The sequence below is a fragment of the Kitasatospora sp. NPDC052868 genome (assembly GCF_044547105.1).
In the GTDB taxonomy this organism is placed as follows: Bacteria; Actinomycetota; Actinomycetes; order Streptomycetales; family Streptomycetaceae; genus Kitasatospora.
In genome coordinates, this window is sequence record NZ_JBITZW010000005.1 from 41,745 (window position 1) to 64,020 (window position 22,276).

The window sequence follows — 22,276 nt, forward strand, 5'->3', positions numbered from 1 at the left end:
CTGCGGTGTTCCCATCGCACACGGCCCCGTGGTCGACCCACGCGGTCGGGTGTGTTGGGCTTATTCCGGTACGGAATCCCATGGGCTGCTGTACAGCGACGGCGCTCACGCGCGGCGCGCCGAAAAGGCGCTCCGGCTTGGCGCGGCGACCGGTGTGCATGCACGCACAAGGACCCGGGGACACCCCAGGCACAAGGTCAGAGCGTACCTAGCGCATCGGGCTCGGTCAAAACAAATGTAACGCCGCAGGTCGTGGCGGTTGTGACGGAAGCGCGACCGGAGCGGGCCGGGGATCTCCCCGGCGCCCGCTCCGCATACCACACATCCCGGGTGCCCGCTGTCCCGACCCTACGCGTCCGCCGGTATGGCCGCGAGCGGACGGTGCCGGCCACCCGCCTCGCGGGCGCGCTTCCCGGTGGACGCGGCGGCCGGATCCTCCCGGTCGGTCACCACCACCAGCAGGGCCAGGACCAGGGCCGCCACCGTGTAGACGACCACCCAGAGCGGCCAGCCGCCGGGCGGCGCCCACAGCGCCGGGCGCATCAGGAACGGCCCGGTCGTGCCGACGGTGTTGCGGCGCAGCGCCCAGACGAAGGCCGCCGCGTTGGCGACCGAGAGCGTGAACGAGGACAGCACCAGCAGCCGGCGCCAGGGCATCCCCGGCCGCCACGACTGCCGGGCGCAGATCACCGTGGCCATGATGGGCAGGCCCACCGCGAAGGGCAGCAGGTAGCGGCCCTGCCAGATCATGCCCAGCGTGCTCGCCTGCATGGCCTGGGCCACCACCGGGATCATCACGATGCCGATCAGCGAGCCGACGATGGCCAGCACCTCGCGGGCGCGGGCGAAGCAGAGCGCGAGCAGGCCCAGCATCACCACGATCCCGGCCCAGAGCAGGATCGTCGCGGCCGGCGGCGCGGTGTCCAGCCAGCCGAAGAAGCCGACCATCTGCTGGATGTAGGTGAAGGTGTTGTCGAAGGTCTTGCGGGCCGCGGTCAGCGCGGTGAGGGTGTCCGGGGTCCGGATGACGGAGTTGTCCGGGTGCGCCGAGGACCAGACCAGCGCGGCGACCGAGGCGGCCACGACGGCGGTGGCCCAGAGCCAGGCGGAGCGGCGGCGCAGCACCTCGCGCAGGGCTCCGCGCTCCTGCAGCAGCAGGGCGAACACCACCGCGCCGGCGAACCAGATCAGGCCCAGCGGACGGATGCTGATCAGCACGATCGCGCCGATGCCCAGCCGGGCCAGCCGGCGGGTCAGCAGCTTCGGCTCCGGCGACATGAGTATCGGCAGCCCGGCGCTCCAGGCCAGGATGCCGGCCGCGATCTCCGGACCGCTGGGGTTGACCATGCCGGCCATGAACAGCGCCATCGGGGTGGCCGAGGCCAGCACGCCGAGCATCGGCAGCGAGCGGCGGCGCCACTCGGCGGCCGAGACCACCGCGCTCGCCAGCAGTGCGGCGCAGATCACGGCCGACATCAGGCGCATCAGGTAGAGCCCGCCCTCGCCGGACACCACCAGGCTGGGCCAGCCGACGGCCAGGTAGTAGGCCGGGTTGTAGCGGCCCGCCGCGGTGGTGACCAGTGCCTCGGTCTCGCTGTCCTTCAGCGCGGGCGCGCAGGCGGCCGACTTCTCGGACTGGAAGACGTAGCAGGCGTTGACGTCCTTGAGGTCCTGGTAGAACTTGGGCAGCGTCACCCCGGTCTCCGCGAAGTGGCCCTCGATCCCGGCGACCATGTGCGGGACCATCACCTCGCGGCCCTCGATCTGGCCGCGGGCGACGGCGGCGGCGCGGATCAGGTGCGCGTGCTCGTCCGGCGACGCCCCGATCGGGGTGGCCACCGACCAGGACGCCCCCAGGGCCAGGAACAGCGCGAAGGACACCGTCCAGAGGCGTCTGGGAGTCGTCGCGAGCCGGTCGGCGAGTCGCTTCATGACGTTCATCATCGGTTGCTGGGCCTCGATGGGATTCAGGTCGGTCGGGATGCGCGCCGGCGGAGCCGCCGGCGCGCCGTCACTGGATCAGGGTGAGCCACGTCTGGTCGCCGTCCTTGGAACACTTGCCCTCGGGGGCGAAGGTGGGGCAGCTGCCGTCCAGCTTCTGCACCGTGTGCGACACCCAGGGCAGGATCCGGTAGGTGTTCTCCTTGGCCGGCATGTAGCGGTCCGACATCGACGAGGAGACCGTGCCGAACAGGAACAGCAGCGCGAACAGCGTGCCGACCACCGCGGCCCGCAGGTTCGGGAAGGCCTCACCGGACGCGGTGGCCGACCCGGCCGCGGTGAGCTCGCCGGTACCGGCCCGGCGCTCCGCCAGCCGCAGCGAGACCAGGTGGGCGACCAGGGCGCACAGGATCAGGCCGCAGTAGAGCAGCTGGTTGTTGGTGCGGGTGTAGAGCTGGACGGTCTGGGTCTCGTACATGTGCGAGGCGATGTACATCCGCATCACCCAGGCGCTGGCGAACATGCAGCATATGGTGACCACCAGGGGCTTGCGCAGGCCCAGCCAGAGTGCGGCGCCCAGGCAGACGAACATCACCACGGCGAACAGGCCCATGCCGCCGAACTCGCCCGGCAGCGGCCACTCGCCCACCTTGCCCGGCATGTCGGTGCGCCACATCAGGAAGTACGCCGGGTCGACGAAGTTGTCGAACCGGAAGTTGAAGTCCTTGGTGTCCTGCCCCTCCGTCAGCATGGTGACGAGGTAGCTCCCCGCGACGACCAGGAAGGCCGCGCCGGTCGCCCCGAGGAAGGCCAGCCCCTTGAGCCGGCCGGTCCGCCAGGGGAAGTAGAGCAGCACCGCGACCAGGACGCCCGCCGCGCTCCACAGGAACCAGCCGGAGTAGGTCAGGAAGAGCACGCCGAGCACCGCCCCGAAGGCGGTCGCCTTGAGCAGCACCGGGGGCCAGCCGGCCGTCCCGCTGCGGCGCAGCTCGACCACCATCGCGACCAGCACCGGCACCAGCAGGACCAGCACGGTCTGGCTGTACGGCTTGTAGGCGTCGATCAGCGCGAAGGCCGGCAGCACGCCGAAGGCCAGCGCGCGCACCGGGCTGAGCAGCGTGCGCCAGGCCAGGTAGACCATCGGGCCGAACGCCGCCGCGCCGAGGATCTGCAGGTCCTTGAAGGCGTACGCGGTGTTGCCGCCGCGGAACCACTCGGCGTAGTAGCCCAGGGTGTAGAGCGGCAGCGGCGGGTAGACCGGGGAGCCGGAGGGCTGCCCGTTGGCCACCGCGTGGGCCCATTCGACTATCCGCCCGCTGTCGCCGTTGAGGCCGAACATCGGCCACGGGGTGCCGAGCAGGGCGACGACCGCGCCCGCCGCGACGAAGCCGCTGGCGAGGCCGGCCAGTCCGGCGCTGGCGAAGCGGGCGGCCAGGTTGAAGTGGCGGCCGGCCCGCAGCCGCATCGCGACGACGACCACGGCGAGCAGGAACAGGCCGATCAGCGCGAACCGCAGCTGGATTGCGGCCAGACCGCTCACCTGGGCGATCCGGTTGAGCGGGTTGAGGTCGAAGCCGCGGGCCATCAGCGGCAGGACCAGGGCCGCCAGGAAGGCGACCACCGCCTCGCCGGCCAGCAGGATCGGTGAGGAGCTCCAGAAGGACCCGCCGGAGCCGTGCCGCCGGGTCGTCGCCACCGTCCGGGAGCGGCCCCCCGTCGAAGAGGGCGTACTGGTGTCCTCGGCACTGACTGTCACTGGACTGGTCCCTCAGCTGGTGGGTTCTCCGACGGGCTGCCCACCGGTTCACGGGCCCGCCACAGGACGTGCGGGGTCCCGGCGAGGGTCCGGGGCAGCTGCTCCCGGAATCCTAAGGCCTGACCGCACAAGAGTTCACGCGAGATCCGCCCGTCCGCCCGTGGCAGGGCCGGATGGTCAGGAGGCGAACACGAGCGCGGCGAGCAGCAGGAGCCAGCTCGCGACCGAGAGCCAGCCGAGGACCAGGCCGGTGACGGCCATGCCGTCACCCTCCTCGTTCCGGGTGGCCAGCTGGTTCTTGGCGATGTGTCCGCAGATCACAGCGGGTACACCGGTCATCCCCATGGTGGGGATGGTCAGCACGCCGAGGACCAGGGAGGCCGTCGCGGCGGCGTTGGTGCGGCGCGGCGGCGGGGGCAGGAAGGTCGGCGGGACGAGCGGCAGGGGGTTGCCCATCGGGGCACCCATCGGTGCACCCATCGGTGCACCCATCGGACCGGACGGCAGGTCCGCGACCAGCATGGCCAGTTCGCCGTAGGTCTGCGCGGCGCTCGCGACGTCGAAGCGCTGGGCGTACTCGTCGGCGGAGAGCCGGCCCTCGGCGTACGCGGCCTTCAGCACGTCGATGGTGCGCTCGCGGTCGGCGTGGGCGGCCCGCATCGCGGTCTGCGGGGTGTGCGCCGGCTGCCACGGCTGACCGTACGGCTTGGCCGCCGGCACCTGTGGCGGTCGGCCACCCCAACCGGGGCCCTGCTCGCCCCACGGCTGAACGGCCATCCGCCACCTCCGACACCCCGGCACGCCGTGCGCGCTCACTGGCCTTCATAGTGCAGGACGAACGGGGGTCCTGAGTAGTTGCCACTTTTGCGGTGCGAGTGGTTGACGTTCCGCGCCCGCCCGGCCGGCCCCGCCGACGAAGATCATCCCCGGAGGAGACAGTGCGGTCGGGCAGTGGCAGGCTGAGCTGGTCCGTCCTCCTACCACCGAGCAGAGTAGGCCGCCAATGCAGGCGTCAGCGCCGCCGCCGTCCCCCGTCCCCGTGCCCAGCGCCCCGGCCGCCGTCAGCATCCAGGGGCTGTGGAAGCACTTCGGCAGCCAGGCCGCCGTCGCCGGGCTGAGCCTGGAGCTGCCCGCCGGCGCGTTCATCGGACTGGTCGGCCCGAACGGCGCGGGCAAGACCACCACGCTGTCCATGGTCACCGGGCTGCTCCGGCCCGACCAGGGCACCGTGCTGGTGCACGGCGCCGACGTCTGGGCCGACCCGGTCGCGGTCAAGGCCAGGATCGGCATCCTGCCGGAGGGCCTGCGGATGTTCGAGCGGCTCAGCGGGCGGGAGCTGCTCCAGTACAACGGCCGGCTGCGCGGCCTGCCGGGGGCCGAGGTGGACCGCCGTGCCGAGGAGCTGCTGGCCGTCCTGGACCTGCTGGGCGACGCCGACAAGCTGGTCGCCGACTACTCGACCGGCATGCGCAAGAAGATCGGCCTGGCCGCGGCGCTGCTGCACAACCCCGACGTGCTGTTCCTGGACGAGCCCTTCGAGGGCGTCGACCCGGTCTCCGCCCAGACCATCCGCGGGGTGCTCAAGCGCTACGCGGCGGCCGGCTCCACGGTGGTCTTCTCCAGCCACGTCATGGAGCTGGTCGAGCAGCTCTGCGACTGGGTGGCGGTGGTCAACGCCGGCCGGGTGATCGCCCAGGGCCCGCTGGACACCGTGCGCGGCGGACGCACCCTGCACGCCGCCTTCCTGGAGCTGGTCGGCGTGCGCGAGGACGACGGCCAGGCCCTCGGCTGGCTCGGGGGCGAGCGGTGAGCGCTCCGCTCCATCCGGCCGTCCCCGACGGCCGGGTCGTCGTGCGCACCCTGGTCGCGCTCAAGCTCCGGCTGCTGCGCAACGGACTGCGGCGCAGCCCCGGGCGGACGGCGGTCTACGTCGTCGGCAGCGTGCTGGGCCTGCTGTTCGCCGGTTTGGTCGCGGTGGCCTTCGCCTTCCTGGGCCGGATCGACGGCGCCGGCGACGCGGGCGTGATGCTGGTCGGCGTCCTGACCATCGGCTGGGCCGCGCTGCCGCTCTTCCTCTTCTCCAGTGACGAGAGCTCCGACCCGACCCGGCTCACCATGCTGCCGCTGCGGCCCGGCCCGCTGCTGCGCGGCTCGCTGCTGGCCGCGCTGATCGGCCCGGGCCCGCTGGTGACGCTGGTGCTGGCCACCGGTGCGGCGCTGGCGGGTGCGGACGGCGCCGGGTCTGCGGTGGCCGCGGTGGTCGGCGTGCCGCTCGCGGTGGTCTCCCTGGTGGCCCTGTCGCGCTCGGTCGCGGCGGGCAACGCCCGGCTGCTGTCCAGCCGGCGCGGCAAGGACTTCGCGATCTTCGGCGGGCTGCTGTTCGCCCTGCTGATCCAGATCGCCAACATCGGCTCGCAGAGCGTCTTCGGCAAGGCCGGCGAGGACGGCCTGGACCTCAGCCCGCTGGCGCCGATCGCGTCGGTGCTGCGCTGGGTGCCGCCGGTCAGCGCCGTGGACGCCTCCCGTACCGCGGGCGAGGGGGACTACGGCCTCGCCGTGCTCCAGCTGGCCTCGGCGGCCGCGCTGCTGGCGCTGCTGCTGCGCTGGTGGCTGGGCAGCCTCCAGCAGCTGATGGTCACCGCGGACGCCTCCACCCTGGAGGTGGCGCGCGGCGTGCAGGCCTCGCGCGGCTGGGGCTTCCTGCCCGAGGGGCGGGTGGGCGCGGTGATGCAGCGCCACCTGCGGTACGCCTGGCGCGAGCCGCGGGCCAAGGCCGCCGTGTTCACCAGTATCGGGATGACCCTGGTGGTCTGCGTGCTGTCGGTGGTCCAGGGCTGGGCGAGCGTGTACCTGGTGGCGATGACCGGGATGTTCCTCGGCCTGCAGATGCTCAACCTGTTCGGGATGGACGGCTCGGCGTTCTGGATGGTCGCGGCCACCCTGCTCACCCCGGCCGACGCCCGGGACGAGCTGCGCGGGCGGGCGTACGCGGTGCTGTCGTACGCCGTGCCGGTGACGGTGGTGCTGGCGGTGGTGCTGGCCGCGGTCACCGGTGACTGGGCGGGGCTGGCGCCCGCGATCGGCCTGGCGCTGGCGCTGCTCGGCTGCGGCCTCGCGGTCGGCGCGGTGCTCAGCGTGCTGGCGCCGTACACCATGCCCTCCGACAGCAATCCGATGCGCAACGCCGCGCCCGGCCAGAGCGGACTGGTGATCCTCAACAGCATGGGTTCGATGGTCGGCGCCGTGCTGCTCGGCCTGCCCGTCGGAGGCCTCCTGCTGTGGGCGCTGGCGACGGACGGGCCAGGCTGGCCGGTCCTGCTGGTCGGCCCGCCGTACGGCGCGCTGATCGCCGCCCTGGGCATCCGACTGGCCGCCGGCCGGCTGCTGGAGCGGACGCCGGAGATCCTCGCCAAGGCCGTCCAGCGCTGAGGCCCCGCCGGAGCGCCCGGCCCCCGCAGGCCGGGCACGTCCCGTCGGCGGGGCCGGGCGCTCCGGCATCATGGGCGGGAGACCGTTCCGATCCATCGGGCGGACGCGACGAGGAACGGGACACACCGTGGGCAAGCGCAGGCAGCAGGGCGGCGACCGGGCGGACGGGGGCGCCGGGCCGCTACTGGAGCAGGCGGTGGCGGCGGTGCTGGTCGCGCCCGAGGAGCGGCTCGACCTCGCGCTGGACACCGGGGCCTCGCTGCTGGCCGCCTCGGTCGCGCAGTGGCCGGCCGTGAGCCGGGCGCTGCTCGGCCACGCGGACACCGCGGTGGGGCGGTGCTGGTCGGCCGGGTGGCGCCCGGCGGACCTGGTCCGGGTGGTGCGGCGGGAGCTGAAGCCCGTCCACCTGGCGCTCGCGGTGGACCTGATCGCCGCCGAGGGCCGGCGCCACCCGGCGGCCGCGCCGGACCGCCGCTGGCTGGAGCAGCTGCGCGAGCTGGAGGTCGAGGTGTGGTGGCAGGGCGACGAGGCCTACCTCGCCGCCTTCGCCCACCGGCACCGGCTGGACCGCTTCGCGCTGGCGACCGCCGCGCTGGAGCTGCTGCGGACCTGGGGCCGGCTGCCCCCGATCTCGCCGGTCGGCCCGGCTCCGGGGGCGGGGGCGCCCTCCGGCGGCGCCCGGGTGAACCGACCGCAGAGCGGCCCGGTGCCGGGCGAGCCGCGGATGCTGTCGCGGATCCGGGCGCTGCTGGCGAAGGCCGAGTCCACCGAGTACCCGGAGGAGGCCGAGGCGCTGACCGCCAAGGCCCAGCAGCTGATGGCCCAGCACAGCATCGACGAGGCCCTGCTGGCCGTCGGCGTGCCGGACCGCAACGCCCCGGCGGCGCTGCGGATCGGGGTGGACAACCCCTACGAGAGCCCGAAGACGATGCTGCTGGACGCGGTGGCGGCGGCCAACCGCTGCCGGGTGGTGTGGGCGAAGGAGTTCGGCTTCTGCACCATCGTCGGCTTCGACGGGGACCTGGACGGCGTCGAGCTGCTGTACACCTCGCTGCTGGTGCAGGCGACGGCGGCGATGCACAAGGCGGGCTCGCGCCAGCACCTGGACGGCGCCTCCCGCACCAAGGCGTTCCGGCAGTCCTTCCTGGTGGCGTACGCGGCGCGGATCCGCGAGCGGCTCACCGCCGCCACCGAGCAGGCCACCAGCGACGCGGCGGCCGGCCGGCACCTGCGCGAGGACGGCACCGAGGAGCAGCTGACGCCCGACGAGCGGCTGCTGCCGGTCCTGCTGGCGCGCGCCGAGGCGGTGGACCAGGAGGTCGGGCGGATGTTCCCGAAGCTGGTCTCGCAGCGGGTCCGGGTGAGCGACGGCGAGGGCTGGGCGGCCGGCCGCGCGGCCGCCGACCGGGCCGCCCTGCACGGCCGGGCCGGGGAGATCCGTTCCTAGGAGTGTGGACGCCGGGCCCCCGGGCGCGGCGGGGCGGGCCTGATAGAACGGACAGCGACGAACAAGGGGGAGCAACGGTGACGGAGCCTGGGTACGCGGACCGGGTACGCGGGGCACTGCTCGGCGGCGGGATCGGAGACGCCCTGGGCTGGCCGGTGGAGTTCCAGCAGCTGCACCAGATCCGGGAGCAGCACGGCCCGGCCGGGGTGGCCGGGCTGCCGACCGGCGGCCGGATCGCCGAGGTCACCGACGACACCCAGATGACCCTGTTCACCGCCGAGGGGCTGATCCGCGGCTTCGTCCGGGGCTGGTCCGGCGACGGCGGCTCGGTGCCGGAGGCCGTGCACGGCGCCTACCAGCGCTGGCTGCTCACCCAGCAGCAGGGCGCGCCGAGCCGTCGGCCGCTCCCCCGCCCGTACGACGGCTGGCTGCTGCGGCACCCGTTCCTGTACGCACGGCGGGCGCCGGGCAACGCCTGTCTGAGCGGGGTGTCGTACCACAAGGAGTTCGAGGCGCCGGCCGCGTTCGGGCAGCCCGGTCCGATCAACGCGCACTCCAAGGGGTGCGGCACGGTGATGCGCTCGGCGCCGTTCGGGCTGGGCCGGCTGGGCGTCGAGCAGTCCTTCGGGCTGGCGGCGCAGTGCGCGCAGCTGACCCACGGGCACCCGACCGGCTACCTGGCGGCGGGCGCGTTCGCCTCGCTGGTGGAGCGGCTGGCGGACGGCATGGAGGCGTGGACGGCGGTCGGGCAGACCGTGGACCAGGTCGGCGAGTGGCCGGGCGGCAAGGAGACCGTCCAGGCGCTGCACCGGGCGGTGCGGGTGGCCGAGGCGAGCGAGCCGTCGGCGGAGGCGGTGGAGCGGGTCGGGCTCGGTTGGATCGCCGAGGAGTGCCTGGCCATCGCGGTGTACTGCCTGTTGGCCGCCTCCGGGCCGGATCCGGCGAGGGAGGCGCTGCTGCTGTCGGTGAACCACTCCGGGGACAGCGACTCCACGGGTGCGGTCTGCGGCAACCTGGTCGGCGCCGCGTACGGTGCCTCGGCCCTGCCGGCGGACTGGACCGAGGCGGTGGAGGGCGGGGAGACGCTGATTCGGGTCGCGGACGACCTGCTGGTGCTGTTCGGCAGCCGTGAGCCCGCCCATCCGGCGCTCGGCGGGCGCTACCCGGCCTGGTAGCCGCCGCTCCTCGTACCGGACTCAGCGCGCCTGCGGGTCGGTGACCTGGCCGAGGAAGAGCGGGCACCCGTTGGCGGTGTCCCGGATCAGGAACAGGAACGGCCGGTCGATGTGCAGCTGGACGGCCTGCTGCGGGGCGGGCGCGCCCGCCGCCGTCATGCCGACGCCGCTGCCCGCCGCGGCCACCGTGCCCTGCTCGTCCACCTGGACGGTGGCCTTCTGCGCCACCGCGCCGATCGCCAGCGACTCCTGCGCCCCCGGTCCGGGGATGCCGCCGAAGTCGGCCGCGTCGAAGGCGGCCGCGACACCGAGCGCGCGCAGGGCGGGCACCAGGTCCTCGGCGGTGTCGAAGTGGAAGCGCGGGAGGGCCAGGTCGACCGGGCGGTCGGCCAGCGAGCCGAGGACCAGGGCGAGCTGCGCCTGGTCCAGGCCCTTGCGGAAGGCCTCGAAGCCGCCCTGCGCGGGCACCACCAGGTCCATCGCCAGGGTCCCGCCCGCGTAGGGCAGTTCGACGGCCTGCCAGGGCTCGCCGAGGATGCCGCCGGAGCCCTCGGCGTAGCGGAGCACGCCGGTCCGGCTCATCGTGGCGACCGTCGGGGCGGAGCCGTCGAGGCGGTGGAAGGGCTGGTCGGTGGTGCTCCCGTGGCGGAACGGGGAGGCCCAGTCGGCCTTCAGGTAGAGCGCGTCGGTGAGCACCAGACGGGTGTTGGGGTCGATCGCCTTCTCGCCGAAGAGGTCCTTGATCCGGCCCTCGGTCTCCTTCTCCACCGTGGCGTTGACGGTCCGCCGGGAGCCCTCGGCGTCCTTGCGGAAGTCGGTGGTGTGTACGCCGGTGTCGAAGGCGGCGGCGAGGGTCCCCAGGTACTGCTGGTCGAGCGGGAACCCCTGCTGGACCCAGAGGTCGTCGGACCGGCGCAGGGTCGGGCCGCCGGTGGGCGGGGTGCCGCGGTCGAGGGCGCCGGTGGCGAGGGCGTACTGCTGCGGGGTGAGGTCGGTGTGCAGGGCCTTGGCGAGTTCCGCGGCGGTGGCGCCGCGGGCCCCGGGGAGGACCATCGCGAGCACGGTGGCCAGGCCGGACGGGGAGAGCACGAGGTTGCGGCCGGCCTGGTCGGGCGCCGCGGTGAGGGTGTGCAGCAGGTCCAGGCCGAAGGCGTTGGTGGCATCGGCGGTCGCGGCGGCCTGGGCGGGGTCGACGGGGGCCGGGGTGGCGGGCGCGGGGGCCCGCAGGACCACGGGCGGCCGGTCGGCTCCGCCGCCGCAGGCGGTGGCGGTGGCGGTGAGCAGCAGTGCGGCGAGCGCGGCGGCGAGGAACGGGACCGAGGGACGGCGGCCGCGGCTGGCCCGGCGGATTCGGCGGGTTCGGCTGTTCATGGCGGTTCGACGCGGCAGCCCCCCAGGAGGTTCCGCCGGTCCCGGGGCGTCGGACCGGCCGACGCCCCGTGACCGGGCCTCAGTCCGGACCGCGCCTCAGCCGCCGAGCGCGCCTCAGTCCCAGAGCGCGCCGAGCGCGAGCAGCTCGTCCCGGTACTCGATCCGCTCCACCCAGGACTCCGGCCAGACCGCCTCGCCGTGCCGGGCGCCGGCGAAGGCGCCGGACAGGCAGGCGATCGAGTCGGAGTCGCCGGAGGAGTACGCGGCCCGGCGGACGGCCGCGACCGGGTCGTCCGGGAACAGCAGGAAGCAGAGCAGGCCGGTGGCGAGGGCCTCCTCGGCGATCCAGCCCTCGCCGGTGGCCAGGCACGGGTCCGCCTCGGCGTCGGGTGCCGCGAGCGCCGCGTCCAGCCGGTCGAGCACGCCCAGGCACTCGTCCCAGCCGCGGGCGATGAAGTGCTCGGGCGAGGGGTCCTGGGCGTGCGCCGCGAGGTCGCCGAGCCAGAACCCGTCGTACCGGGTGCGGTTGGCCAGCGCGTGCGCCCGCAGCTCGGCGGTCAGCGCGGACGGCGCCAGGCCCTCGGTGAGCCTGCGGACGGCGTACGCGGTGAGGTCACTGGCCGCGAGTGCGGTCGGGTGGCCGTGGGTGAGGGCGGACTGCAGCTGGGCGGCGCCGGAGAGCTGCTGCACCGTCAGTTCCTTGACCAGGCCGATCGGCGCGACCCGCATGTTGGCGCCGCAGCCCTTGGAGCCGACGTCGCTCGCCTGCTGCCAGCGGCGGCCGTCACTGAGCCGCTGGCAGGAGCGCATACAGGTGCCGCCGGGGGCCCGGTTGTTCTCCGGCGAGCGCCACCAGTCGACGAACTCCTCCCGCACCGGCCGCTCCAGGAACAGCGGGCCGAGCGGCCCACGCTCCAGGGCGGTGCGCAGGCCGCGCCCGAGGGCGAGCGTCATCTGGGTGTCGTCGGTGACGAGCGCCCTGTCCGGGAGCGGCAGTGCGCGCCAGTCCGGCCCCTCGTAGGCGGCGATCATCTCGATCGTCCGGAACTCGGTCATCCGGCCCAGCGCGTCCCCGATCGCCAGACCCAGCAGTGTTCCCGTCGCCTTGCCCACAACTCCCCCTCCCAGGGGCCGTCCTCACGGCGGACCCTAGATCTCGACCAGCAGTTCCTCCAGCCCCCGGATCACGTACCCCGGGCGCCACCCGGGTTCGCGGACCAGCCGCAGGCCCGGCGCCCGGCGCAGCAGTGCGCCGTAGGACTCGGTGAGCTCCAGTCTGGCGAGCGGGGCGCCCAGACAGAAGTGGATTCCGGCACCGAAGGTGATGTGCGGGTTGTCGGCGCGGCCGAGGTCGAGCCGGTCGGGGTCGGCGAAGCGGGCCGGGTCGCGGTTGGCGGAGCCGAACAGCAGGGCGATCTCGGAGCCGCGCGGGATGGTGACGCCGCGCACCTCGACGTCCTCCAGCACCCAGCGCTCGAACATCTGCAGCGGGGTGTCCCAGCGCATCAGCTCCTCGACGGCGGTGGGCAGCAGCGCGTCCACCGAGCCGCGCAGCCGGGCGAGTTCGTCCGGGTTGCGGAACAGCGCCCACCAGCCGTTGCCGGTGGTGTTGACGGTCGCCTCGTGGCCGGCGTTGAGCAGCAGGACGCAGGTGGAGACCATCTCCTGCTCGCTGAGCGCGTCCGAGCCCTCCTGGGCCCGGATCAGCGCGCTGATCAGGTCGTCGCCCGGCTCGGCCCGGCGCGCGCGGATCAGGACGCGCAGGTACTCGGAGAACTCGATGCTGGCGGTGACGGCCCGGCGCGCGGTCTCCTCGCCGGGGTTGAGCTCGAACATGCCGGTGATGTCGGCGGACCACGGGCGCAGCAGGTGGCGGTCGGCCTCCGGGATGCCGAGCATCTCGGCGATCACCGCGACCGGCAGCGGCTCGGCTACGGCGCCGATCAGGTCGCCGCCTCCGGCCGCGAGCAGATCGTCGACGAGCTCTCCGGCCAGCCGCCGGACGGTCGGCCGCAGCCCTTCGACCATGCGCGGGGTGAAGGCCTTGGAGACCAGCCGGCGGATCCGGGTGTGGTCGGGGGCCTCCAGGTCGAGCAGCCCGTTGTCGTTGAGGGTGTGGAAGGGCTCGTGCGCCGGGTCGGGCGCGGGTCGGCCGAACTCCTCGTGGCTGAAGCGGTGGGTGTACGTCCGGCCGAGCCGGCGGTCCCGCAGCAGCGCGCTGACGTCCTCGTGGCGGGAGACCAGCCACTGGCCGGTGGGCTCGTAGTACGTCACGGGCGCGTGCTCGCGCAGCTCGGCGTACGCGTCGTACGGATGAGCCACGAACTCCGCCGACCAGGGGTCGAACTTCGCCGTCGTCGTCATTGATCGATCACTCCAGGCCGTGAGGGGGAGCCGGAGTGATCATCGTACGCACGCGGCGTGTCCGGTTTAACCCCTTCCCGCCCTGACCTCTCCCGCTCCGGCCCCCGCCCGGTTCAGCCCCGCTCGGCGAGCAGCCTGCGCACCAGGGCCGGCAGCGCCGTGGAGATCGGCTCCCGGATCACCTCGTCCGCCACCTCGTCGAACGGCGTCGGCTCGCCGTTCACCACGACCAGCCGGGCCCCGGACTCCCGCGCGATCTGCGGCAGCGCGGCCACCGGGTAGACCTGCAGGCTGGTGCCGACCGCGACGAACAGGTCGCAGGCCTTCGCGATGGCGTCGGCCCGCTCCAGCACCACCGGGTCGAGGGCCTCCCCGAACATCACCGTGCAGGGCTTCAGCACGCCCCCGCACTCCCGGCAGGCCGGGTCCGGCTCGCCCTCCGCCACCCGCTCCAGCGCCTGCGCCATCCCGCTGCGCACCCCGCAGCCGACACACTGCACCTCCCGTGCGGTGCCGTGCAGTTCGAGCACCTTGCGGTCGGGCAGACCGGCCCGCTGGTGCAGTCCGTCCACGTTCTGGGTGAGCACCCGTACCGGCAGGCCGGAGCGCTCCAGCTCCACCAGCGCCAGGTGGCCCGCGTTCGGCTCCGCGGCCAGCGCGCCCGCGTCCCGGCGCAGCAGCCAGGCCCGCCGGCGGACGTCCGGGTCGGCCAGGTACGGGCCGATCGTGACCAGCTGCTGGGCCTGCGGATCCCGCTGCCAAAGGCCCTTCGGGCCACGGTAGTCGGGGATGCCGGAGTCGGTGGAGATCCCGGCGCCGGTGAGCACGGCGATCAGCGGGCGCTTGGCGTTCATGCCCCGGACGGTACGGCCCCGGCGGCCCGGGCCGCCACCGAAAATCCGGGGCGCCACGGGCCGCTCCGGCCCGGCGGGCGGTCGGTCCGTGGCGCCCCGCGGCGCGGCTCAGGCCGCCGCGAGCCGCCCGGCGCCGCGTGCCCCCGCCAGCGGGGCCAGCGCCACCAGGTAGAGCACGGCGGCCGGCGCGATCAGGGCCAGGTCGGCCGCCGTGAGGGCGGTGCCGAGCAGCACCAGCGCCGGGCTCCACCAGCGCAGCGGGCGCGCCGCACCGACCGAGGCGGCCACCAGCAGCGCCAGCAGGCCGACGTAGAACAGCAGCGGGCCCACCGAGTAGAAGGCCGGCAGCACGCCCGGCTTGCTCTGGACGATGTCGAACAGCCGGTGCTGGTCGGCCTTGTCGACGGCCACCGCCCCGACGTACAGGTCGATCCCGATCTGCACCACCGAGGCCGCGAGGCCCGCGAAGGCCGCCCCCGCGGCGGCCGTGGCCGCGATCCGGCCGCCCGCGCCGCCCGGTGTGAGCAGCCCCCGCAGCGCGGCGACGATCGGGACGAACAGCAGCAGCCCCACCAGCATCAGGCTGTGGCCGACCATCCACCCGGCGCCGGGTTCCCGGGAGCCGTCCAGCAGTCGGATGCCGCCGTACAGCGCCATCAGGGCGGGGGCGCCGACGACGGCGTACGTGGTGAGGCGGCTGGTCTGCGAGGCGCTCATGTGCTCTCTCTCCTGCTCTGCGGGGTCGTTGCGACACCACGGATCCTGTCCACCGCACCCCTCATCGGGGATCGCCCGCACCGGCGAAGTACCGCCCTCCCCCACGCGGGGGAGCCCCAGCCCCCAGCCCCGGCCCGCAGCCGCGGCCCCCTCAGCCCTCCCCCGCCACCACCGCGCCCGCCTCGTACGCGAACACCACCGCGTGCACCCGGTCCCGCAGCCCGAGCTTGGCCAGCACATTGCTGACGTGCGTCTTCACCGTGTGCTCGCTGACCACCAGCTCTGCGGCGATCTCCGCGTTGGACAGCCCGCGCGCCAGCAGCCGCAGCGTCTCCTGCTCCCGCGCCGTCAGCTGCTCCAGCAACCGGGACGGCGCCCGCACCGACTGGGCGCCCTGCCCCGCACCGCCCGGCCGCCGCGCGGCGAACTCGCCGATCAGCCGGCGCGTCACCGAGGGCGCCAGCAGCGCCTCCCCGGACGCCACCATCCGCACGCCGTGCGCCAGGTCGTCCCGCCGGACGTCCTTCAGCAGGAACCCGCTGGCCCCCGCGTACAGCGCGTCGAAGACGTAGTCGTCGATGTCGAAGGTGGTCAGCATGATCACCTTGGTGGCCGGGTACTCCGCGCACACCCGGCGGGCCGCCTCCAGCCCGTCCATCACGGGCATCCGGACGTCCAGCAGCAGCACGTCCGGGCCGTGCACCCGGACCGCCTCGACCGCCTCGACCCCGTCGCAGGCCTCCGCGACCACCTCGATGTCCGGCTGCGCGTCCAGGATCATCCCGAACCCGGCCCGCACCAGCTCCTGGTCGTCCGCCACGACCACCCGTATCGGCGTCATCCGCCCACCTCCTCCGCCAGCCCGGCCGCGCCCAACGGCAGCCGGGCACTCACCAGGAAACCCCTGCCCTCCGGCCCGGGCCCGGCCTCGGCCCGGCCCCCGCACGCGGCGGCCCGCTCCCGGATGCCGACCAGCCCCCGCCCGCCGGACCAGTCGCTCACCGCGCGGTCCGCCCGTCGGCGCACCCCGTGCCCGTTGTCGGACACCACCACCTCCAGCACCTCCCCCGCCCGGACCACCCGCACCGCCGCCCGGTCCGCGCCGGAGTGCTTGACGGTGTTGGTCAGCGCCTCCTGGACGATCCGGAAGGCCGCCGCCTCCACGTCGGCCGGCCACCCGGCGCCCTCCCCGGCCAGTTCGAGCTCCACCCGCAGGCCCGCCTGGCGCACCCGCCCGACCAGGCCCGCGAGCTCCGCCAGCCGCGGCTGCGGCGCCAGCTCCGGCGCCGCGCCCTCCTCCTTCAGCACCCCGAGCACCCGCCGCAGCTGCACCATGGCATCGCGGCCCGAGTCGGCGATGGTGTCGAAGGCCTTGATCGCCCGCTCCGGGTCGCGGTGCACCACCAGCGGCCCGGCCTCCGCCTGGATCACCATCAGCGAGACGGCGTGCGCCAGGATGTCGTGCATCTCCCGGGCGATCCGGGCCCGTTCCTGCGACACCGCGCGCGCCGCGTCGCTGGCGGCCCGCTGCCCGGCCTCCCGGGCCCGCTCGGTCTCCACCTGCGCCAGCCGCCTCAGCTCGCGCACCAGCGAGCCGAAGACGAACGCGCCGACCGAGGTCAGCAGGGAGAACAGCATGCCGTTCGGCGAGCGGGTGCCCACCACGTTGGCGGCCACCACCACGGCCAGCACGGCCCAGCGCTGGGTGTCCCGCGCCCGGTCGGCCACCGTGTAGACGGTGATCACCGCGTACAGCGGCAGTTGCGGCATCGCCGGGTGCGCCACCACCGACAGCGCCGCCGACACCCCGCCGCTGAGCGCCAGCACCGTCACCGGGGCCCGCCGCCGCCAGGGCAGCGGCGCCGCCGTCCCGAGCGCCAGCAGGTACACCCACCAGCCCCAGTGGCCGTCGTCGTGGTACACCGACCAGAGCGAGACCGCCGCGGAGCCCAGCGCCAACAGGCCGTCCAGGACGTACGGACTCACCCCGGCGAACCGGGCCCGCAAGGCCCGCCCGCGCGTGAACCGGTCCTCGTCCACCATCCCCCCGAACCCGGGGAGACCGCCCCCGCGGAGAAGATCATGCCCTACCGGCAGTGCCACCGGTACGGCCCGCTCAGGCACCGCGGACCGTCACTCCCCCGGTCCCGGTACGCGCCGTGATGCTGCGCGCCGCACCGGGCTCGCGGGGCACCTCCACCGACACCCCGCCCGTACCCGCGGTGGCGTCCACCGCGTACGCCTGCCCCGCGGGCACCCGCACCGTGACCCCGCCGGTCTCCGCCCGCGCCTCCACGGTGTCCGGGCCGGCCGCGAACGAGGCCTCGATCCCGCCCGTCCCGGTGGTCAGCCGCACCACCCGCGAGGTCAGCCCGCTCGCCTCCACCCCGCCGGTGCCGACCTTCGCCTCCACCTCGCCGGCCAGCCCGCTCAGCCGCACCCCGCCGGTCTCCGAACCGACCCGCACCCGCGTCCCGGCCGGCACGTCCACCTCGTAGCCGACCCCGCAGTCGTCGCAGTCGTAGGTCAGCGTCAGCGTGCCGTCCTGCACCACGTGGCTGCTCCGCGGCGCGGCGCCCCGGTAGTTCTGGTGCTCGGTGACCCGCACCGCGTCCCCACCGCCGCGGACGGTGATCCCGCCCGTGTGCCCCTCGACCACCAGCACCCGCACCGGCTCGGCCACCCCGTACCCGACGTCCCGGCGCTCCTCGTCGTCCAACAGGCAGCCCGACATGCCCCCCAGTACCGCCACGGTGATCGCCATCGCCCCCAGCGCCCGCTTCATCTCCGGCTCCCCTTCACGTCATCCGTCCTCGACGCCAAGAGACTCCCCCGCCGCGGCCCGCCCCCGCCTCCCCCGCCCGGGCGGTCTCCCCGCCTCCCCCGTGCGGCGGAGGCGCCCGGCGGAGGCGGTCGGCGGAGGCGACCGGACAACAGCGAAGGGCCCGGAGGCTTGATGCCTCCGGGCCCTTCTCTTTGTAGCGGGGACAGGATTTGAACCTGCGACCTCTGGGTTATGAGCCCAGCGAGCTACCGAGCTGCTCCACCCCGCGTCGGTAAACACGACTCTACGCGAAGATGACCAGGGAACCTAATCGATTCCCCTCCACCCCCGAAGACCCGCATAAATCCAGGCAAAACACCCGCTGGCAGGCAGAAAAGCAGACCGGCCGGGAACGCCGCAGGGCGGCCACCCCCTGAGGGGTGACCGCCCTGCGATCAGTGACCTTGATCTCAGCCGGTGTACGGGCCGTAGTCGTAGTCGTCCAGCGGGACCGCCTGGCCGGAGCCGGCGCCGAAGGGCGACAGGTCGTAGTCGTCGTAGCCGACGGCCGAGTACATCGCGGCCTTGGCCTCCTCGGTCGGCTCCACCCGGATGTTGCGGTAGCGGGGCAGACCCGTACCGGCCGGGATGAGCTTACCGAGGATGACGTTCTCCTTGAGGCCCAGCAGCGGGTCCGACTTGGCGTGGATCGCCGCGTCGGTGAGGACCCGGGTCGTCTCCTGGAAGGAGGCGGCCGACAGCCAGGACTCGGTGGCCAGCGAGGCCTTGGTGATACCCATCAGCTGCGGACGGCCGGAGGCGGGGTGACCGCCCTCGGAGACCACGCGACGGTTCTCGGTCTCGAAGCGGCCGCGCTCGACGAGCTCGCCCGGGAGCAGCTCGGCGTCGCCCGACTCGATGATCGTCACGCGGCGGAGCATCTGCCGGATGATGATCTCGATGTGCTTGTCGTGGATCGACACACCCTGCGAGTTGTAGACCTTCTGGACCTCGGCGACCAGGTGGATCTGGACGGCACGCTGGCCCATGATCCGCAGCACGTCGTGCGGGTTGGTGGCACCCATGGTCAGCTTCTGGCCGACCTCGACCGCCTCGCCCTCGCTGACGAGCAGCTTCACACGCTTCGAGACCGGGTAGGCGATCTCGTCGGTGCCGTCGTCCGGCGTGACGACCAGCTTGCGGGTCTTCTCGGTGTCCTCGATGCGGACCCGGCCCTGCGCCTCCGAGATCGGGGCCACACCCTTGGGGGTACGGGCCTCGAAGAGCTCGACGACACGCGGCAGACCCTGGGTGATGTCGTCACCGGCCACACCACCGGTGTGGAAGGTACGCATGGTCAGCTGGGTACCGGGCTCACCGATGGACTGGGCGGCGATGATGCCGACCGCCTCACCGATGTCGACCAGCTTGCCGGTGGCCAGCGAACGGCCGTAGCAGAAGGCACAGGTGCCGACGGCCGACTCACAGGTCAGGATCGAGCGGGTCTTGACCTCGCTGATGCCGTGGCGGATCAGCTCGTCGATCAGCACGTCACCGAGGTCGGTGTTGGCGGTGGCAAGGAGCTTGCCGTCCACCGTGATGTCCTCGGCGAGCATGCGGGCGTAGACGCTGGTCTCGACGTCGTCCGTCTTGCGCAGCACGCCGTCCGCACCCACGGTGCCGATGGCGAGCTTCAGGCCGCGCTCGGTGCCGCAGTCCTCCTCGCGAATGATGACGTCCTGCGAGACGTCGACCAGACGACGGGTGAGGTAGCCGGAGTCGGCGGTACGCAGAGCGGTGTCGGCCAGACCCTTACGGGCACCGTGGGTCGAGATGAAGTACTCGAGAACGGTGAGGCCCTCACGGAACGACGCCTTGATGGGACGGGCGATCGTCTCGTTCTTCGCGTTCGACACCAGACCACGCATACCGGCGATCTGACGCATCTGCATCATGTTTCCTCGAGCGCCGGAGTCCACCATCATGAAGATGGGGTTCGTCTTCTCGAAGTTGGCGTTCATCGCCTCGGCGACCTCGTTGGTCGCCCGGGTCCAGATGCCGATGAGCTCCTGCTTGCGCTCGTCGTTGGTGATCAGACCGCGCTCGTACTGCTTCTGGATCTTCTCGGCCTGCGCTTCGTAGCCCTCGAGGATCTGGGCCTTCTGCGGCGGGACGACGACGTCCGAGATCGAGACGGTGACACCCGAGCGGGTGGCCCAGTGGAAACCGGCCGCCTTCAGGTTGTCCAGGGTCGCCGCGACGACGACCTTGGGGTAGCGCTCCGCCAGGTCGTTGACGATCGCGGAGAGCTGCTTCTTGCCCACCTCGTAGTCGACGAACGGGTAGTCCTCGGGCAGCAGCTCGTTGAAGAGCGCGCGGCCCAGGGTGGTGCGCAGGCGGAAGGACTCGCCCTCGAACCATGCCGACTGGCCGTCCTCGTCGACCGGCGGGGTCCAGCCGCGGGGCGGGACGGTGCCGATCGGCAGGCGGACGTCGATGACGGCCTGGACGTCCAGCTCCTTGGCGTCGAAGGCCATGACGGCCTCGGCGGTCGAGGAGAAGGAGCGGCCGGCGCCCTTGACGTTCTCCCGGTCCGAGGTCAGGAAGAACAGACCGAGCACCATGTCCTGGGTCGGCATGGTGACGGGGCGACCGTCGGCCGGCTTCAGGATGTTGTTCGAGGACAGCATCAGGATGCGGGCCTCGGCCTGCGCCTCCGCGGAGAGCGGCAGGTGGACGGCCATCTGGTCACCGTCGAAGTCCGCGTTGAACGCGGTGCAGACGAGCGGGTGGATCTGGATGGCCTTGCCCTCGACCAGCTGCGGCTCGAAGGCCTGGATGCCGAGGCGGTGCAGGGTGGGCGCACGGTTCAGCAGGACCGGGTGCTCGGCGATGACCTCTTCGAGGACGTCCCACACGACCGGGCGGGCGCGCTCGACCATGCGCTTGGCCGACTTGATGTTCTGCGCGTGGTTCAGGTCCACCAGGCGCTTCATCACGAACGGCTTGAAGAGCTCCAGCGCCATGGCCTTCGGCAGACCGCACTGGTGCAGCTTGAGCTGCGGGCCGACGACGATGACCGAACGGGCCGAGTAGTCGACTCGCTTGCCGAGGAGGTTCTGACGGAAACGACCCTGCTTGCCCTTCAGCATGTCGCTGAGGGACTTCAGGGGCCGGTTGCCCGGGCCGGTGACCGGACGGCCGCGACGGCCGTTGTCGAACAGCGCGTCGACGGCCTCCTGGAGCATGCGCTTCTCGTTGTTCACGATGATCTCGGGGGCACCGAGGTCGAGAAGGCGCTTCAGGCGGTTGTTGCGGTTGATCACGCGGCGGTACAGGTCGTTCAGGTCGGAGGTCGCGAAGCGGCCACCGTCCAGCTGCACCATCGGACGCAGGTCCGGCGGGATGACCGGGACGCAGTCCAGCACCATGCCGTTGGGCTTGTTGGTGGTCTGCAGGAACGCGGAGACGACCTTGAGGCGCTTGAGCGCACGGGTCTTCTTCTGGCCCTTGCCGGTGCGGATGATCTCGCGCAGGCGCTCGGACTCCTCCGCCAGGTCGAAGGTCTCGAGGCGGTCCTTGAGGGCCGCCGCGCCCATCGAGCCGGAGAAGTAGGTGCCGAAGCGGTCGCGCAGCTCGCGGTAGAGCAGCTCGTCGCCCTCGAGGTCCTGGACCTTGAGGTTCTTGAAGCGGGCCCACACCTCGTCGAGGCGGTCGAGCTCGCGCTGCGCGCGGTCGCGCAGCTGCTTCATCTCGCGCTCGGCACCCTCGCGCACCTTGCGGCGCACGTCGGCCTTGGCGCCCTCGGCCTCCAGCTCGGCCAGGTCGGTCTCGGCCTTCTTGGCGCGGCCTTCGAGGTCGGAGTCGCGGCGGTTCTCGATCTGCTGGCGCTCGACCGAGACGTGCGCCTCCAGGGACGGGAGGTCGCGCTGGCGGCGCTCGTCGTCCACCCAGGTGATCATGTAGGCGGCGAAGTAGATGACCTTCTCGAGGTCCTTCGGCGCCAGGTCGAGCAGGTAGCCCAGGCGGGACGGGACACCCTTGAAGTACCAGATGTGGGTGACCGGGGCGGCCAGCTCGATGTGGCCCATCCGCTCACGGCGCACCTTGGCGCGGGTCACCTCGACGCCGCAGCGCTCACAGATGATGCCCTTGAAGCGGACGCGCTTGTACTTACCGCAGTAGCACTCCCAGTCCCGGGTCGGGCCGAAGATCTTCTCGCAGAAGAGCCCGTCCTTTTCCGGCTTCAGGGTGCGGTAGTTGATGGTCTCCGGCTTCTTGACCTCGCCGTGCGACCACTGGCGGATGTCGTCGGCGGTGGCCAGGCCGATGCGGAGCTCGTCGAAGAAGTTGACGTCAAGCACTGGTCGTCAAGCCCTCTTTCGTAAGTCGAGAGTCGTTCATGTGGTCTGAGGGGGGCCTGGGGGCGGGCCGGCTGCTCAGCGGGCAGCCGGCCCA

The 22,276-nt window shown here is 73.1% G+C and carries 16 protein-coding genes and 1 tRNA gene; 4 read left to right on the top strand and 13 right to left on the bottom strand.

Annotation, left to right across the window (positions count from 1 at the left end; all coding sequences use genetic code 11):
- Positions 1 to 348 precede the first annotated feature (348 nt).
- From ACIGZJ_RS10835 to ACIGZJ_RS10845, 3 genes are all read right to left on the bottom strand, one after another.
- The gene (locus tag ACIGZJ_RS10835) at positions 349 to 1,932 is read right to left on the bottom strand and encodes a DUF2142 domain-containing protein (protein ID WP_396456888.1); all 1,584 of its coding nucleotides are present in this window, start codon (positions 1,930 to 1,932) and stop codon (positions 349 to 351) included.
- A 79-nt stretch (positions 1,933 to 2,011) separates the two neighbouring features.
- Positions 2,012 to 3,697, bottom strand: coding sequence for a hypothetical protein (locus ACIGZJ_RS10840; RefSeq protein WP_396456889.1), 1,686 nt, complete (start codon positions 3,695 to 3,697; stop codon positions 2,012 to 2,014).
- Positions 3,698 to 3,874: 177 nt separating this feature from the next.
- Positions 3,875 to 4,474: a DUF1707 and DUF4190 domain-containing protein gene (locus tag ACIGZJ_RS10845; protein ID WP_396456890.1), complete on the bottom strand. Its 600-nt coding sequence runs from the start codon at positions 4,472 to 4,474 to the stop codon at positions 3,875 to 3,877.
- Between the two features lie 226 nt (positions 4,475 to 4,700).
- Between ACIGZJ_RS10845 and ACIGZJ_RS10850 the strand changes: the two genes are divergently transcribed.
- The 4 genes from ACIGZJ_RS10850 (at position 4,701) to ACIGZJ_RS10865 (ending at position 9,748) form a co-directional block, all read left to right on the top strand.
- Positions 4,701 to 5,507 (top strand): ABC transporter ATP-binding protein, encoded by an 807-nt coding sequence (locus ACIGZJ_RS10850; RefSeq protein WP_392941170.1) that lies wholly within the window; start codon positions 4,701 to 4,703, stop codon positions 5,505 to 5,507.
- Entirely contained in the window at positions 5,504 to 7,126 is a 1,623-nt protein-coding gene (locus ACIGZJ_RS10855) for a transporter (RefSeq protein WP_396456891.1), read from the top strand. The genes ACIGZJ_RS10850 and ACIGZJ_RS10855 overlap by 4 nt, the downstream gene beginning before the upstream one ends.
- A 127-nt stretch (positions 7,127 to 7,253) precedes the next feature.
- Positions 7,254 to 8,573, top strand: coding sequence for a DUF2786 domain-containing protein (locus tag ACIGZJ_RS10860; protein WP_396456892.1), 1,320 nt, complete (start codon positions 7,254 to 7,256; stop codon positions 8,571 to 8,573).
- 77 nt (positions 8,574 to 8,650) lie between these two features.
- Complete coding sequence (locus tag ACIGZJ_RS10865; protein WP_396456893.1) at positions 8,651 to 9,748, top strand: ADP-ribosylglycohydrolase family protein; 1,098 nt, start codon at positions 8,651 to 8,653, stop codon at positions 9,746 to 9,748.
- Between the two features lie 21 nt (positions 9,749 to 9,769).
- On the opposite strand, the gene ACIGZJ_RS10870 is transcribed toward ACIGZJ_RS10865, so the two are convergent.
- The 10 genes from ACIGZJ_RS10870 to ACIGZJ_RS10915 form a co-directional block, all read right to left on the bottom strand.
- Positions 9,770 to 11,119 (bottom strand): serpin family protein, encoded by a 1,350-nt coding sequence (locus tag ACIGZJ_RS10870; RefSeq protein WP_396456894.1) that lies wholly within the window; start codon positions 11,117 to 11,119, stop codon positions 9,770 to 9,772.
- A 114-nt stretch (positions 11,120 to 11,233) separates the two neighbouring features.
- Positions 11,234 to 12,232, bottom strand: a complete 999-nt coding sequence (locus ACIGZJ_RS10875; RefSeq protein ID WP_396456895.1) for an ADP-ribosylglycohydrolase family protein — start codon at positions 12,230 to 12,232, stop codon at positions 11,234 to 11,236.
- Positions 12,233 to 12,268: 36 nt separating this feature from the next.
- On the bottom strand, positions 12,269 to 13,483 hold the full coding sequence (locus ACIGZJ_RS10880) for a cytochrome P450 (protein ID WP_396456896.1): 1,215 nt from the start codon (positions 13,481 to 13,483) through the stop codon (positions 12,269 to 12,271).
- Between the two features lie 113 nt (positions 13,484 to 13,596).
- Entirely contained in the window at positions 13,597 to 14,337 is a 741-nt protein-coding gene (locus ACIGZJ_RS10885) for an SIR2 family NAD-dependent protein deacylase (RefSeq protein WP_396456897.1), read from the bottom strand.
- 108 nt (positions 14,338 to 14,445) lie between these two features.
- Positions 14,446 to 15,054 carry a hypothetical protein gene (locus ACIGZJ_RS10890; RefSeq protein WP_396456898.1) on the bottom strand — a complete coding sequence of 203 codons (609 nt, stop codon included), beginning with the start codon at positions 15,052 to 15,054 and terminating at the stop codon, positions 14,446 to 14,448.
- 151 nt (positions 15,055 to 15,205) lie between these two features.
- A complete protein-coding gene (locus ACIGZJ_RS10895; protein WP_396456899.1) occupies positions 15,206 to 15,895 on the bottom strand; it encodes a response regulator in 690 nt (229 codons plus the stop codon).
- The gene (locus ACIGZJ_RS10900; RefSeq protein ID WP_396456900.1) at positions 15,892 to 17,040 is read right to left on the bottom strand and encodes a sensor histidine kinase; all 1,149 of its coding nucleotides are present in this window, start codon (positions 17,038 to 17,040) and stop codon (positions 15,892 to 15,894) included. The genes ACIGZJ_RS10895 and ACIGZJ_RS10900 overlap by 4 nt, the downstream gene beginning before the upstream one ends.
- A 130-nt stretch (positions 17,041 to 17,170) precedes the next feature.
- Positions 17,171 to 17,839: a hypothetical protein gene (locus ACIGZJ_RS10905; protein ID WP_396456901.1), complete on the bottom strand. Its 669-nt coding sequence runs from the start codon at positions 17,837 to 17,839 to the stop codon at positions 17,171 to 17,173.
- Positions 17,840 to 18,033: 194 nt separating this feature from the next.
- Positions 18,034 to 18,107: transfer RNA gene (locus ACIGZJ_RS10910), tRNA-Met, on the bottom strand.
- Between the two features lie 181 nt (positions 18,108 to 18,288).
- Positions 18,289 to 22,182, bottom strand: coding sequence for a DNA-directed RNA polymerase subunit beta' (locus tag ACIGZJ_RS10915; RefSeq protein WP_392941189.1), 3,894 nt, complete (start codon positions 22,180 to 22,182; stop codon positions 18,289 to 18,291).
- Positions 22,183 to 22,276: the final 94 nt, after the last annotated feature.